The following is a 14,756-nucleotide window of genomic DNA, read 5'->3' as shown; positions in this document are numbered from 1 at the left end:
CTCAGGCCGCCCCGGCAGCGGTCGGAACGATCTTCAGCCCGACGCGGGCCTGCCGCGTCCAGACCAGATCGGCGATACGATGGGAGGGACAATAGCCGATCGGCGCCGCCTCCAGCAGGCTGCGGATCCAGGCGGCATCATGACGAACACAGGCCTGGCGCAAGCAAGCCAGCAATTCGGCCAGTGCCTCTTCTGGCATGGATATCTCATTGGCTTTCATGACCTGCGGATGTTGGGTTGGCTCAGCATTGTCACCGACCAACAGTTCTTCGTATAATTTCTCGCCGGAGCGCAGCCCGCTGAAGGTTATGCCGATGTCACCACCATGCGCAGGCAGGCCAGCAACGGTCTCGTCGCCATCCATCTGATAGGGCGAGAAGCCGGCAAGGCGGATCATCCGAGCCGCCAGATCGACGATGCGCACCGGTTCGCCCATGTCGAGCAGGAACACATCACCATCCCGTCCCATAGCTCCTGCCTGAAGCACCAAAGATGCGGCCTCGGGAATGGTCATGAAATAGCGCGTGATCTCGGGATGAGTGACCGTGACGGGACCTCCCGCTTCGATCTGCTCGCGAAAACGCGGCACGACCGAGCCTGACGATCCCAATACATTACCAAAGCGCACCATTGCAAAGCGCGTTGCCTTGCTTTGCCTGGCCGCATTCTGGCAGATCAATTCCGCGATACGCTTGGAAGCGCCCATGACATTGGTCGGCCTTACTGCCTTATCGGTGGAAATCATCAGGAAAAGTTCGACCCCGGCGGCAGTGGCCGCGCGTATCAGCGTCTCGGTTCCAAAGACATTGTTACGAATGCCTTCGACGATATTTTCCTCGACAATAGGTACATGTTTGTAGGCGGCGGCATGATATACTGTCTGCACACCGTAGGCGCGCATCACCCGTTCCGATAGGTGCTTGTCCTGCACCGACCCGAGAACCGGCACGATGTCGATTCGCCGACACGAAGCGAGGGCAAGGTCGCGTAATTCAGCTTCTATCCGGTAGATCCCTATTTCCGAAATCTCGAACAACACCAAAGTATGCGGATCAAGGCCGATGATCTGACGACACAACTCACTCCCGATGGAACCAGCCGCGCCCGTCACCATGACCACGCGCCCCGCAATGTCCGCACTCATCATCTCGGCGTTTGGCCTGACCGGATCGCGACCCAACAGTTCCTCGATGGAAATGTCCCGGAAATCACTGACCCGCGCAGCACCGGATATGAGGTCGGCCATGCCGGGAATAGTTTGCACATGCACCGGATGGGACTCGAGACGCCGAAGGATGGCCTTGCGCTCACCGAGAGAGGCGCTGGGCAATGCCAGCAGCACATGCGTTACGCCGTACCGCTCGATGAGCGCCCCGATGTCCTCTGGCCCGAACACCCGGCAGTTGCTGATCGACACCCCACGAAGGGAAGAACTGTCATCCACGAAGGCAACCGGCAAATACTCCTTGCCGCACAAAAGTGCCTGGCTGAGTTGCCGACCAGCAGCGCCCGCGCCGTATATGATGACAGACATCTTCCGTCCGCGATCCAGATGATGCAACGCCGAGCGCATCGCCAAGCGAACGGTTGACAGCATGATGAGGCAAAGGGCAGCAAAAATGGCAGGTACTGAGCGAGGCAGAAACAATCCGTAGATGCGTGCCAAAGGATAAAGCGCGACAGCCGCTGCTCCGACAGCCACCGCCAGCCTGGGCAGCAACGGAAACGAGGCATAACGGATCACCGTCCTGTAGACGCCCAGAGTACCGAGCCCCGCGAGCATGATAGCAGCCAGCGGTATGGTAACCCACCAGAAGCGAATATCACCCAGGTACGAAACATCTTCCAGCCGTAAAGCCACCGCCCAGATCAGGCTCAAGACCGCAATCGCCGCATCCAATAGCAGCACAACAAGCAGCTTGAGGCGTCGTGACATCCCCGCGAGGCTTACCAGCCATCGTTTCATCAGCATCGTCATCGATATCATCGCTTCTCGTCGGAACGTCGCCCGACACAGCGCAACGCGCGCCGTATCGGTGTCGAGCATCGTCATGGTTGGGTTTCTGGCGCTCGCTGGCGCCATGCGGCTGGTCCAGTTAGAAGGATCGGCCCCAATCGCCGCGGCTATGAGACAGCGCGGCAAGGTCAGGAATGATAATGTCTCGCCGCAGGCTCATGAAATCCGCAATGCGCTGCTGGACGATTGGATCGGCGTAATGACGGTTGATCGCCTCCAAACAGACATCTTCCAGATGGGGCGAACCGAAGCTGAAGCCTTCCCGCATATAGCCGTAGAGATCGAAGCCATGCTCATCGAGTCCGGCTACATGCAACACAGGCACACCTTCACCCAGAAGGCGCATCTGCACGGCCGAATTCCCCACGATTGCCAGATCAATCCGTGTCGCAAAGGTGGCCAAAGGCTCATCAGCGGGAGCGATGGCGAGCCATGGGTGAGCCAGGTTGCCACCATGCAACGGGCTGTTCGGATGCAATCGAAGCAGCAATTGCTTACCGCCCAGCTGATCGCGCAACCCGGCCAGTAGCGCGACCTGCGCCGGGGTTGCGGCAAAGCTGGCATTGGTCGCAGCGCCCAGACGGGGCGCCGATGGTGCTGCACGCATCAACTTCACGACCGTCTGCGGTCGCCTCGTGATCAGTGCGTCAGGACTGCGCGCCAGCACTGCTGCATACCCGCCCTGATTGAGTACCGCTGCGGCGCTCACCGGATAGGGCAACGATCCAATGTGGTGGTAGTCGTCCTGCCACCACATTGGGGCACGCCTCAACGAGATCGCCGCACTCCACAACATGTAGAGCACAGGGCTGACATCGCTCACGATCACAGGCACTGCAGATGGGGTCCGCCGCAAGAGCAGACGCATCGCCGCACGCCCCACCAGAACCTGCCGGTCAGAGTCGTCCAAACGGCGAGCAAGCGCCAGCCTTATCACCATCGGTGCCAGACGCAGCGTCCATATCCCCGCCCGCAAGGCCCGCGCTGGCAGATGCCCGGATTGTCGCTCGAACGTCCAGATCGCATCAGGATCGATGCCTGCGGCTATCAGTTCGCTTACCACCGCTTCGGCCTTCGAATTTGGCCGGATCCGCGAAGCGATGTAATACCTTGTGCACGCAGGTAAACGAAGCGGCACTTCCGCAAGCTGCGTCAAAACGCGCCACGGCGCGAGAAACGGCTCCAGCCGAGGCCGGCGCCGCCGCACATCTGCGAGAGCCGGTCTCAAGCGCTCGCCCGACCGCCTCAGGCAGATCAGCAAGTTGGTTGCGCTGATATCCGACATGTTTTTTCAAAAGCCATGACTGGCGCGTGCTTCAATCGAGATCGTCGAGTAAAACGGGGCTGTTTGCGGGCCGATCGCTGCGACTGCGACGACCGATCACTCGCCCCAGGTATTTCGGTGGCGCTCCGAAGCCAGGCCGCACCGAGCGCACCGCATCGGCCTCGATGATCTGGCCAGCCATGACCGGCTTCACAAAATAGAGTGAGCGGCGAAACTGCACGTTGCCCTGTTCGCTCGATTTCAGCCCATAATCGGGTCGGCCCAGTGCATGCCAAGCCGCTCGCACACCCTGACACAGACCTGCCATCTCGAAAGGCTCCAGCGAAAAGCTGTCATCTGGCCCACCCCCGTCACGGTTGAGCGTAAAATGCTTCTCAATGATCGAAGCGCCCAAGGCCACGCTGGCGATGGCGGTGGTGTTATCCAGCGTGTGATCAGACAGGCCGGTAACGAGACCAAAGCGGGCAATCATGTCCGTCAATGTCCGCAGATTGTACTCTTCGGGCCGAGCAGGATAACCGCTGACACAGTGCAGAATAGCGAGTTGCGTACAGCCACTCCCACGTGCGGCATCGATAGCCTCGGCAATCTCCTGCGCATCGGCCATACCCGTGGATATGATCAGGGGTTTGCCAGTACGCGCGGCATATTCAATAAGCGGGAGATCCACCGCCTCGAAAGAGGCGATCTTGTAGGCTGGAGCATTCAAATCCTCCAGCAGATCGATGGCGGTGGTGTCAAAAGGCGAACTGAAGATGGTGATACCCAATGCGCGCGCATGGTCGAACAATGGCTTGTGCCAATCCCATGGCATATGGGCCTCTTGATAGAGGTCATAAAGCGTGCGCCCATCCCACAGGCCGCCATGGATGCGAAAAGCGTCGTCCTCGCAGTTCAGGGTGATGGTATCGGGGCGATAGGTTTGCAATTTTACAGCGTCAGCTCCAGCAAGTTTGGCTTCTGTGACGATCCGCCGCGCCCGATCGATATCGCCATTGTGATTGGCTGACAGCTCCGCGATGACGTAAGGTGGAAAAGCCATGCCAATCGGACGGTCGGCGATGGTCAGATCGGGTTGATCAGGCATTAGAAATCTCATCGGTTCGATGGCACCAGTCTCTGGCCAGAAGGCCGAAAGCCAGCACGTCATGGTAATCTTCGTCGCTGCGGTGATGCTCGCGCAGTATCCCTTCGCATCGAAAACCCAGAGCCTCGTGCATGCGGATGGAAGAACTATTCTCGCGCAATACTCTGCCACAGACCTTGTGCAGCCCAAGCTCGGCAAAGGCATGATCCAATGCGGTCCGCCCCAGCAGTCGGCCGCTACCGCGCGATGCGTCCGGCGCCCGATAAAAGCCCCATTCAGCGATCCCACCCCGCGCCACCGGATGAAAGTTGACGAAGCCAGAGGGAACCCCGGCCAACTCGAAGACGAACAGCCGCCGCACGGGATCGCATCGCACCCGTTCATACCAGACACGATGTTGATCGGCGGCGATAATCTGTCGGTTAAACATGTGTCGACGAACCAACTCGTCATTGCGCCAACCCAAAATCATCGTCAGGTCGTCTTCTGTCAGCAGCCGCAATCGCATAGACGGAATGCGATCAGTCATCGCCAAAGCCACACATCGCTTCAAAGACCCGCTCTCCTCCCCTGCCATCGCAGAGTAATGCCGCCTTCGCCGCGATGGCGTGCCGCGCTTCGGGGTTCGTTGTCATATGCCCGATAATGCCAGGCAGGCGGGTGATGATCTCGCCCGGAGCCAGCAAACTGATGGTTGCCCCGGCATAGTCCAACGCCTTTGCCGCAGGGCGCTGATTTTCCGCAAGCGCCACGGAGATACTGGGCAGCCCGACGCAAAATCGCTCCAAACCGCTGCCTCCCGCACCGCCTATAGCCAGATCGCTCGCTGCCATCAGCGCGGCCATATCGGCCACATCGCACAACACCTCGGTCATCACCGGCATGGCGGCAGCCAGGCGGCGCACATGCGTGATCCATGGCGCATCCCGCCCCATCACCACGGTGATCTGGCAACCATCCGGCAGATCAGCGGCCGCCAGGGCGGTGAGAACCGCCCCCGTGGCATTATCCTTATCGACACCGCCCATACAAACGAGCAGGCGCAACATGTCATCGCTTTGCCGACGAACAAGCGCCTCCTCGCGGCGAGCTGCGAACTCGGGCCGCAACAAGGCGTATTCGCAACCACAGAGTATCCTGGTCCGCGCTGGCACTAGCTCGCTATAATCCGTTCGGTTGCGTCCATGCGTCTGATCCAGCAACAGGTCGCAATCGTGTGGCCGATTAGCCAGATCATCAATCACCATGATCCGTCGCGCGACCGTCCGCATCACGCTTTCCCATCCGGCATCGAGCGCATAGTGATCGACCACCAGCCAATCGACCCCCTGAGCTATTTCCAATTGGCATTGTGCCGCGTCCTCGCACCAGTCAACGCCCAACCAGGAGCAGTAATCCTCCTCTTCGAACGGCCGCTGGCCCGCTGGCAGCAGTGTCACCCCATGACCGCGCGAAGCGATCGCATCGGCCATCTGTCCGGGCTGGGTTCGGCACAGGAAATGGATCTCATGACCACCAGCGGCCAGCCTGTCCGCCAGTGTCAAACACCGCATGACATGACCGGTGCCGATGTTCACGCCTGCATCGGCGCGAAAAGCAATGCGACGCATCATTCGCCCTTACCCGCGTAATTCGATACACACTCTGGCGCTTCAACAGCGCGGAGCGCGCGAAACAGCCACTCCGCTCGTTCCCAGTCCTCAAGGGTATCGATGTCCTGAACTCGGTAACGCGGCAGGATAACCGGCACCGATTCCCGTCCGAACAGCGGCTGACCCGTTCGCCATGCCAGGCTGCTACCCCAGTAGAACTGCCCGGCGTCGTGCCATGCTTCTTCGAGATCCTGGGAGCGAGTCTGGGCCTGGCTCTGGTCAAACATTTCCGTGCGGCCATCGGCGGTCAGCCGCAACGCCCGCTGGATAGGGAAGGGGAAGCTCGTAATCGAGAAGGCAAAGCTGGCGCCGGTCTCTTCAAGCAGGGCCAGGCCGCGTTGCAGATCAGCAGGACGCATGAAGGGCGCTGTGGCGTAAAGGCAGCAGACCACTTGTGGATCAGCCCCCTCCTCCTGTGCCCAGCGGATTGCATGGGCGACGACGGGCACGGTTCCGGTATGGTCGTCGGACAGGATGGCAGGGCGCCGGAAGGGCACCTCCGCACCGTTCGCGCGGGCCACTTCAGCGATCGTATCATCGTCTGTGGAAACGATGATACGATCGAAACAACCGCTCGAGCGGGCGGCCGCGATCGACCAGGCAATCATCGGTTGACCACAGAAATCCCGAATATTCTTCCGTGGGATGCGCTTGCTGCCACCGCGCGCCGGAATCACCGCCAACCTCATCGGGTGACGGCCTGCGTCAATGCCGCAACAACCTCATCCTGCTGTCCCTCCGTCATGCTGGCGAACATAGGCAGGCTGATGGCCTCGCGATAATATGCCTCTGCCTCGGGGAAATCGCCCTCGACAAAACCCATCGCCCGATACCACGGCTGGGTGTGTACCGGGATATAATGCAGGTTCACACCGATCCCACCCGCACGCAGATCCTCGAATACCGCGCGATGGCACGAGCCGACGCTTTCGCCCATACGGATCACATAAAGGTGCAAGCCGGAATAACCATCGGGGTGCTGCCACGGCCTGATGACAGGCATGTCCGTCAGCAACGCGTCATAGCGACCAGCCAAGGCATGACGGCGCTCGACATAGCCGTCCAGACGCTCGAACTGGCTGAGGCCAAGCGCTGCCTGCAAATCCGTCATGCGATAATTGAAACCGAGATCGACCTGCTGGTAATACCACGGCCCATCAGGCGCCTGCGTCATCGCGCAAGGATCGCGGGTGATGCCATGACTGCGTAACAATTCCATACGCGCGGCCAGATCTGGATCGTTTGTCAGCGCCATGCCACCTTCGCCGGTGGTGATGATCTTGACCGGGTGAAAACTGAACACAGTGATGTCGCTATAGCGGCAACTGCCAATGGGTTCGTCCCGATAGCGCCCACCAATGGCATGGCTGGCATCCTCGATGATCCGGAAGCCATAGCGCTGCGACAGCGCGTGGATCGCCGCCATGTCACAGGGCTGTCCGCACAGATGGACGGGAACCACGACTTTGGGCAACCGACCCTCGACCTCCGCGCGCTCCAGTTTCGCGGCCAGCGCCTCAGGGCACAGGTTGTAGGTACGCGGGTCGATATCGACGAAATCGACCGAAGCGCCACAATAGAGGCCACAATTGGCCGAGGCAACGAAGGTGATCGGAGTGGTCCACAACCAATCTCCTGCCCCCAAGCCCAAAGCCAGACAGGCGATGTGCAAGGCCGAGGTTGCGCTGTTCACCGCCACGGCATGCCCCGCGCCGCAATAAGCCGCCAACGCCTGCTCAAAGCGGGGAACCGCAGGTCCCTGGGTCAGCCAGTCCGAGCGCAACACCTCGACCACGGCGCCGATGTCTGCTTCAGTGATGTGCTGTCGGCCGTAGGGGATCATCAGGTGACATCCTCGAACTGGCCAACGTGAAGGCCGATCAACGCACGCAATTCGCTCACAGAGAGGAATTCCTCGTTGGTGCCACTGTTATAAGCGAAACCTGGCGGCACCGGTTTGCCACCGACTTCCGCGCAATAATTTTCCAGCGGCCATTTTCCGGCGGAAGGCAGGATCGCGTAATAGTCGCCCAGATCGGCAGTGTTGAAACTGTCGCTGGCGGTGATCATCTCCTCGTGCAACTTTTCGCCCGGTCGGATACCGACCACTTCCTGACGGCATTCCGGGGCGATGGCCATTGCGACGTCAGTGATGCGATAGGAGGGGATTTTGGGCACGAAGATTTCCCCGCCACGCATATTTTCCAGAGCCCACAGCACCATATCCACACCTTCGCGCAGACTGATATTGAAGCGGGTCATGGCCGGATCTGTGATTGGCAGGACACCGCTCTTGCGGCGATCGAGGAAGAAAGGGATCACCGACCCCCGGCTGCCCATGACATTGCCATAACGCACCACGCTGATACGCAGATCGCGTGCGCCCTTGATATTCTGTGCAGCGGTAAACAGCTTGTCGGAACACAGCTTGGTGGCGCCATAGAGGTTGATAGGTGCCGCCGCTTTGTCGGTGGACAGTGCCACCACCCGCCGCACGTCGCTGTCCAGACATGCCTCGACAAGGTTCTGCGCGCCAATGACATTGGTCTTGATGCACTCAAACGGATTATATTCCGCCGCAGGCACTTGTTTCAGCGCGGCGGCATGGATTACGGTGTCGATGCCTTCCATGGCGCGGCGCAGTCTGTCACCATCGCGGACGTCGCCAATGAAATAGCGCAGCATCGGATAGTCTTTTTCCGGAAAGCGCTGGGCCATCTCGAACTGTTTCAGTTCATCACGGCTATAGATCACAAGCCGGCGGATATGCGGATAGCGTTCAAGCACGGTCTTGACGAAAGCGTGGCCGAACGAGCCGGTGCCGCCGGTTAACAGGATGGAAGTCGTATCGATCATGGTAAGGACAGGTCCAGTTTAGTCAAAATACGCAGGAGGAAGCGGCGGAACGTTTGGGTTCGCCAGTTCGGCGGACAGGATTGATTCGGGCGGGACCATTCGGACGATCCGGCCCCCGGCCAGTTCGACAATGCTGTCGCAATGGCGCAGCGTGGACAGACGATGAGCGACCATCAGCAGCGTGATATCGCGGCCCAGTCCCTCGATCGCGCGCATCACCGCCGCTTCGGTACAGTCGTCGAGCGCGCTGGTCGCCTCGTCGAGCACCAGCACATCGACATCACGGTAAAGCGCGCGGGCAAGCCCGATACGCTGGCGCTGCCCACCCGACAGCCGCACGCCGCGTTCGCCAACGCAAGTGTCGAGGCCGCCGGGCAATTCGTCGAGGAAGCCGCCCAGTTGCGCCATCGCCGCTGCCCGCTCGACCCGCTTTCGGTCCATCTGGCCCACGGGCACGCCAAAGGCGATATTCTCGGCGATCGAACTGTCGGACAGGAAGATCATCTGCGGCACATGGGCGATGCGCCGCTGCCAGGAGCGGCGGTTGGCCTCGTTCAACGGCGTGCCGTCCACCAGCACTGCTCCGTCACCTGCATCGAGCAGGCCCATGATCAGATCGATCAGGGTGCTCTTGCCGCAGCCGGTCTTACCGATGAAGCCGATGCGCGCGCCGCGCGGGACGACAAGATCGATCGCGTCCAGCACAGGTGGGCCATCGGCGACGTAGCGAAAACCAGCCGCGCGCAGTTCCACCAGCGAAGGCATGTCATCAGGCTCAGGCAGGCGCGTGGGAAGATACCCTGTATCAGCGGGAACAGGCAGCGCGGTCAGTTTCAGCACGTCGTCGAGTTGTGCTCGCGTGCCGGTGATCTGCGACCAGGCGAAATAGATGAACTGCAGCTGAGGCAACAGGCGCTGCGCGCCCAAGGCCAACGCGCCCAGGATGGGGATCGCGCCCAACAGCCCGCCCTGGCGCCCGCTCAGCCAATTGGCCAAGGCGACAATGCAAACCATACCCGCCGCCTCGATGAAATAACGCGGACCGTTGGACAGCAGGCTGTTCGAGGCCTGCGCCCGGCGGCTCAGGCTGTCCACCCGGTCGAATGCGGTGCTGAAGAACGGTTGCGTGCCGTCGAGCAACACGTCACGGATGCCCCCCAGCCCCTCCTGCACCGCCTTTACCCTCAGCCGCTCGTTTCCGGCAATGACCTGGCCGTTACGTTGGACCCGCCGCCGCACAAACAGGCTGGTGGCGACATAAAGCGCACCGATGATCACTCCTGCCAGCAAGGCCGTGCGCGGGTCCACCAGCATCAGTGCGGCCATGATCCCCAGCGAGATCAAAAAGGCGACGATGCCTTGCATCAAGGGATTGATGATGCCAGCTACCACAGCATTCACTTTGGTCAGCCCGGCAAGTACTTCGCTGCTGCTGCGGCTCGCATGCCAGGCATAGGGCTGGTAGAGTGTGCGGCGAAACACCTCGCGGGCGAGATCGCCACCCAGTCCGAAGGCGAACCGAAAGCCGGCCCATTGGGTGAAGATTCGCAGGAACGCCGAAAATACCGCAATCGTTCCGAACAGCCATGACGCCTCACGAATACCCAACGGCCAGTCGATAACCGGAATATGAAAGCGTGGGCCACCCGGTGAAGCGAGCAAGGCAAGGAACGGCACCACCGCGCCCAGCGTCGCCATTTCGGCCAGCGCGCCAATCAACATGAGTCCGGTTTGAAGACCAAGCTGCGCGCGCCGCCGTGCGGACAGGAAGTGGTATAGCGCATGAAGGCTTCGCCACAGCGATGGTCTTCCGGACATCTGAGCATCAACAGGCTGAAGCACTGGCTTCTGCTTGATTACCAAGGGTTTCGAACCGTTCAGACGCACAGTCACAGCCGCAGGTCGGCTTCGCCATCCGGGAGGACACTTTTGAGATCGTACAAGACATGGCGTGCCTTTCCGAAATGACGGATTGCTTCGCTTCCCAAAGCGCGGAACGTGTCGTGAGCGACAGCGAGCACGATGGCATCATAGATGCCTGCGGCCGGATCGACACAAAGGTCGATTGCATATTCATGGCTCGTTTCGACCGGATCGGCCCAGGGATCATAGATATCGACAAGGCAACCGAAATTGCGAAGCTCCTCGATCACATCAATCACGCGGCTGTTGCGCAAATCGGGGCAGTTTTCCTTGAAGGTCATGCCCAGCACCAGCACGCGGGCACCGTCCACCTGGATCTGGTGGCGGATCATGCCCTTGACCAGTTGTTCAGCCACATAGGACCCCATGCGGTCATTGAGGCGCCTACCGGCAAGAATAATCTCCGGGTAATAGCCGATCGCTTCGGCCTTGTGGGTGAGGTAATAGGGATCCACCCCGATGCAGTGCCCCCCCACGAGGCCGGGCCGGAAGGGCTGGAAATTCCATTTGGTGCCCGCCGCTTCCAGCACTGCGGTGGTGTCGATATCCATGCGGTTGAAGATGATCGCCAACTCGTTGACCAAGGCGATATTCAGGTCGCGCTGGGTGTTCTCGATCACCTTGGCAGCTTCAGCGATACGGATGCTGGGGGCCTTGTGCGTACCGGCGGTGATGATCTCACCATAGAGCCGGTCAACCAGATCGGCGACCTCGGGGGTAGAGCCTGATGTGACCTTGCGGATCGTCGGCAAGCGATGCGCCTTGTCACCGGGATTGATTCGCTCGGGCGAATAACCCACGAAAAAGTCACGGTTGAAACGCAAACCTGAGTACTGCTCGATCACCGGCACGCAATCGTCTTCGGTGCAGCCAGGATAGACTGTGGATTCAAACACGACGATCGCACCGGGTTGGATTGCCTTTCCCACCGTGCGCGAGGCTGCCAGCAAGGGAGTGAGATCGGGCCGACGATGCTGGTCGATGGGTGTTGGCACGGTAACGATGAAGACGTTGCAGGCCGCAAGGTCCTCAAGCTCTGAGGAAAAGCGCAGATGCCGGGCCTCGGCGAGTTCCATACTGGTAACCTCGCGGGTACGATCAACTCCGGAACGCAACTCGGCAATACGATCAGAAGAAATATCGAAGCCCACCACTGGCCGCCGCCGACCGAATTCAACGGCAAGCGGCAGGCCGACATAGCCCAGGCCGATGACAGCGATGGTCAGATTTGAAGTATCGGGAGAGTTCGTCATGATCATTTCCGGTAGTATTCACGAAACCAGGCGACGAAGTGGGCGATGCCGTCGCGAAAGTCGGTCTGCGGACGATAGTCGGTCAGCCGCTGCAACAAGGCGGCATCGGCCCAGGTGGCGGGCACATCGCCCATCTGCATCGGCATGAGGTTGCGGATCGCCGGGCGCCCAAGCTCTGCCTCGATGGCCTCGATAAAATCAAGCAGCCGGACCTTGTCGTTGTTGCCGATGTTGACCACCCGGAACGGTGCAACCGGGCTCAGGCTGTCGCCCGGGACGATATCGGCGGCATCATCGGGGCGTACCGGCGGTACATCGACCAGCAAGCGGATCGCTCGAACGAGATCAGCGACATAGGTAAAGTCGCGGTACATCTCGCCGTTGTTATAGATATCGATCGGACGCCCATCGAGAATGGCATCGACGAACTTGAACAGCGCCATATCGGGCCGCCCCCATGGCCCATAGACCGTGAAGAAGCGGAACATGGTCACCGGCAGATCCCAGAGATGGGCATAGGAATGCCCCAGGCTTTCGGTCGCCTTCTTGGTCGCCGCGTACACAGTCAGTTGGGTATCGGCCTTCTCCGTTTCGGAAAACGGCATATCCTCGTTGGAGCCATAAACCGAGGAGGTCGAGGCCATCAGCAAGTGCCCGACCTTCAGCCGTCGCGCCGCTTCCAGCACGTTGAAGGTGCCGACGATGTTGCTGTCGATATAAGCGCGCGGATTTTCAAGGCTGTAGCGCACCCCTGCCTGCGCGGCGAGATGGACGATAGCATCGGGTGCGAAAGCTTCCACGGTACGGTCCAGCAGGGGCTGGTCCTCCAATTGCCCCTCGACACAGGCGAAGCCCGGACGACTCAGAAGCATTTCGTGCCGCGAACGCTTGAGAGCGACATCGTAATAGTCGCTCATGCCGTCATAACCGAACACCTCCAGCCCCTCGTCGAGCAGAAGATTGGCCAGATGGAAACCAATGAAACCCGCGGTCCCCGTAACGAAGACACGACGGGCGCGGAAAGGGGTCTGCGGACTCATAAGAAAAAGGGCTTCCTGCGATGTAATGGAACGACGAAATGTCGAAGATGAAGGCGCAAAGGATCGGCGAAGAATTCACCAATAGGACCATTCACTGGTAGCAATGACGTGCAGGCCCAGAAGTGCGTTGGCGAGACCATGAGCGACTATCGCCCCGGGTAAGCCCGATCGGCGCATGCGGATCAAACCGAACGCCGCGCCGGCCAGAAATGCTGGCACGAAGTGACTGTGCATCGCGGCAAACGCGGTTGAGGTGATTGTCAACGTCGCCACTGCTATCGTTGGCCCGGGCAATCTATTCGTCAGCGCACTTTCGACAATCCGCCACAAACCAGACCGAAAGGCCAACTCCTCGATCACCGGGACCACGTAAGCGGCGCCGAACAGACGCATCACGATCCAACTTCCGGCCAACCAGCCCGACACACCCGCAAGCTGCGCGTCCATGCCAAGGCTGCGGATCTGATCCACCGGAATAAGCGTCACCCACAGACCATAGACCGCGCAGCCAGCCAGAATTGGGAAAGCTTTGAGAGGGAGCCCCAAGCCGGGATGACGGCGCCTGCCATGGGTCCACCAGAGAACCAGCACCGCCGCCGCCATGGTGGCCGGGTAAAACCAGTCGATCACACTGCGATAAAAGCCCAGAGCCAGTTCCATCCCGAGCATCGTCGCCAGTGGAAGAAAATCGCTCAAAACTGACGCATCATTCCATCCAGCCTGAAGCGCCCGCTTGCCAACCCGACCATCGCGCCAGCGTTCAACCACAAGGATCGCCAGGCAAGAAAGGCACAACACCGCCAGGATGCCGAAGCGCGAGTGGAAGCCGTAGATCGCACCTTCGGGAGCCAGACGCGCGCCAAGCTCCAGCAAGATGACGATACGCATCACATTGACCAAGAACAGGATCGGGAGGGTGACGGCATAGACCGCCAGTTCCGGCACACCGGGCCAACGACGGGCGACCAGTAGATAGGCCGCAAACAGGCCCGAAAACAGCAGAAGCCCTTCGTAGCCTAAGCATACGGGCAACAGATCTACCTGGAAGCCGCCCAAGCGGACCAACGCAGAAACCGGCCTTTCGGAAATGGCGAAGGCATCAGCCCCTTCAAGCACCATCAACACCCAGCGCACGGCAGTCACCGTTGCGTGGTTCAGTACCCGGAGCGGCACGGGATGGAAAAATGTATCCAGCCAAACCAGCCCGATGGCGGCGACAGGCCATAGTCGAGCATACTCCGCCAGCAATTCCCGCCCCGTTCGGCCTAACAAGGCCGTCGATAGAGCCAGCACCGCTGCAAGCCTCAATCCTGCGAGCAGGCACTGGAGTACGCCGATAGGGCCGAAGGGATGCGTGAACAGGACCCGTGCCGCAAGCGAAGTCAGAATGATCGCCGTGGACGCTATCACCAGCCAGACTGTGCGGCGCGGTACGAGCGTTCGCGCCAGGTTCTGCACGACACACGCCATGGTCAGCAGCAGCAGGACGTCGCCCAGAACCTGTATTCCGTCGGCCCAATACAACACCAAAGCTTGTTGTGGGCCGAAGCGGAGATACCAGCCATCTTCGACCCGGGCGAGACGCGATACCTCAAACATCATGCCGAGCCCGACAAGCCGCGTAACAATGGCAGGCAAGCCGA

Annotated in this window: 12 protein-coding genes; all 12 read right to left on the bottom strand. The window is 60.2% G+C overall.

From position 1 onward, the window contains the following. Nucleotide 1: 1 nt before the first annotated feature. On the bottom strand, nt 2-2,047 hold the full coding sequence (locus AC2S2E_RS04435) for a polysaccharide biosynthesis protein (protein WP_486523868.1): 2,046 nt from the start codon (nt 2,045-2,047) through the stop codon (nt 2-4). A gap of 49 nt (nt 2,048-2,096) precedes the next feature. Continuing rightward, on the bottom strand, nt 2,097-3,302 hold the full coding sequence (locus tag AC2S2E_RS04430) for a hypothetical protein (RefSeq protein WP_486523867.1): 1,206 nt from the start codon (nt 3,300-3,302) through the stop codon (nt 2,097-2,099). 31 nt (nt 3,303-3,333) lie between these two features. Further along, on the bottom strand, nt 3,334-4,389 hold the full coding sequence (pseI, locus tag AC2S2E_RS04425; RefSeq protein ID WP_486523866.1) for a pseudaminic acid synthase: 1,056 nt from the start codon (nt 4,387-4,389) through the stop codon (nt 3,334-3,336). Next, nucleotides 4,382-4,918, bottom strand: coding sequence for a UDP-4-amino-4,6-dideoxy-N-acetyl-beta-L-altrosamine N-acetyltransferase (gene pseH / locus AC2S2E_RS04420; protein ID WP_486523865.1), 537 nt, complete (start codon nt 4,916-4,918; stop codon nt 4,382-4,384). Before pseH ends, pseI begins: the two co-directional genes overlap by 8 nt. Next, entirely contained in the window at nt 4,911-6,002 is a 1,092-nt protein-coding gene (gene pseG / locus AC2S2E_RS04415; protein WP_486523864.1) for a UDP-2,4-diacetamido-2,4,6-trideoxy-beta-L-altropyranose hydrolase, read from the bottom strand. Before pseG ends, pseH begins: the two co-directional genes overlap by 8 nt. Then, nucleotides 5,999-6,730 carry a pseudaminic acid cytidylyltransferase gene (pseF, locus tag AC2S2E_RS04410; RefSeq protein ID WP_486523863.1) on the bottom strand — a complete coding sequence of 244 codons (732 nt, stop codon included), beginning with the start codon at nt 6,728-6,730 and terminating at the stop codon, nt 5,999-6,001. The genes pseG and pseF overlap by 4 nt, the downstream gene beginning before the upstream one ends. Further along, nucleotides 6,727-7,884 (bottom strand): UDP-4-amino-4,6-dideoxy-N-acetyl-beta-L-altrosamine transaminase, encoded by a 1,158-nt coding sequence (gene pseC / locus AC2S2E_RS04405; protein WP_486523862.1) that lies wholly within the window; start codon nt 7,882-7,884, stop codon nt 6,727-6,729. The genes pseF and pseC overlap by 4 nt, the downstream gene beginning before the upstream one ends. After that, a complete protein-coding gene (gene pseB / locus AC2S2E_RS04400; protein ID WP_486523861.1) occupies nt 7,884-8,897 on the bottom strand; it encodes a UDP-N-acetylglucosamine 4,6-dehydratase (inverting) in 1,014 nt (337 codons plus the stop codon). Before pseB ends, pseC begins: the two co-directional genes overlap by 1 nt. A gap of 18 nt (nt 8,898-8,915) precedes the next feature. Further along, nucleotides 8,916-10,619, bottom strand: a complete 1,704-nt coding sequence (locus AC2S2E_RS04395; RefSeq protein WP_486523860.1) for an ABC transporter ATP-binding protein — start codon at nt 10,617-10,619, stop codon at nt 8,916-8,918. A gap of 167 nt (nt 10,620-10,786) precedes the next feature. Continuing rightward, nucleotides 10,787-12,073: a Vi polysaccharide biosynthesis UDP-N-acetylglucosamine C-6 dehydrogenase TviB gene (tviB, locus tag AC2S2E_RS04390; protein WP_486523859.1), complete on the bottom strand. Its 1,287-nt coding sequence runs from the start codon at nt 12,071-12,073 to the stop codon at nt 10,787-10,789. A 2-nt stretch (nt 12,074-12,075) separates the two neighbouring features. After that, a complete protein-coding gene (locus AC2S2E_RS04385) occupies nt 12,076-13,113 on the bottom strand; it encodes an NAD-dependent epimerase/dehydratase family protein (protein WP_486523858.1) in 1,038 nt (345 codons plus the stop codon). Nucleotides 13,114-13,188: 75 nt separating this feature from the next. After that, on the bottom strand, nt 13,189-14,751 hold the full coding sequence (locus tag AC2S2E_RS04380) for a CAAX prenyl protease-related protein (RefSeq protein WP_486523857.1): 1,563 nt from the start codon (nt 14,749-14,751) through the stop codon (nt 13,189-13,191). Nucleotides 14,752-14,756: the final 5 nt, after the last annotated feature.

The sequence above is a fragment of the Novosphingobium sp. 550D genome (genome assembly GCF_057401885.1).
The sequence above is the reverse complement of the archived record's forward strand: the minus strand, read 5'-3'. Positions and strand labels throughout refer to the sequence as shown.

Bases quoted from the DNA above. Each gene is read 5' to 3' on its own strand.
- pseF (WP_486523863.1), bottom strand. From the start codon at position 6,730: ATGAGGTTGGCGGTGATTCCGGCGCGCGGTGGCAGCAAGCGCATCCCA.
- AC2S2E_RS04385 (WP_486523858.1), bottom strand. From the start codon at position 13,113: ATGAGTCCGCAGACCCCTTTCCGCGCCCGTCGTGTCTTCGTTACGGGG.
- AC2S2E_RS04430 (WP_486523867.1), bottom strand. From the start codon at position 3,302: ATGTCGGATATCAGCGCAACCAACTTGCTGATCTGCCTGAGGCGGTCG.
- pseI (WP_486523866.1), bottom strand. From the start codon at position 4,389: ATGCCTGATCAACCCGATCTGACCATCGCCGACCGTCCGATTGGCATG.
- pseH (WP_486523865.1), bottom strand. From the start codon at position 4,918: ATGACTGATCGCATTCCGTCTATGCGATTGCGGCTGCTGACAGAAGAC.
- pseG (WP_486523864.1), bottom strand. From the start codon at position 6,002: ATGATGCGTCGCATTGCTTTTCGCGCCGATGCAGGCGTGAACATCGGC.
- tviB (WP_486523859.1), bottom strand. From the start codon at position 12,073: ATGACGAACTCTCCCGATACTTCAAATCTGACCATCGCTGTCATCGGC.
- pseC (WP_486523862.1), bottom strand. From the start codon at position 7,884: ATGATCCCCTACGGCCGACAGCACATCACTGAAGCAGACATCGGCGCC.
- pseB (WP_486523861.1), bottom strand. From the start codon at position 8,897: ATGATCGATACGACTTCCATCCTGTTAACCGGCGGCACCGGCTCGTTC.
- AC2S2E_RS04435 (WP_486523868.1), bottom strand. From the start codon at position 2,047: ATGCTCGACACCGATACGGCGCGCGTTGCGCTGTGTCGGGCGACGTTC.
- AC2S2E_RS04395 (WP_486523860.1), bottom strand. From the start codon at position 10,619: ATGTTGATTGGCGCGCTGGCCGAAATGGCGACGCTGGGCGCGGTGGTG.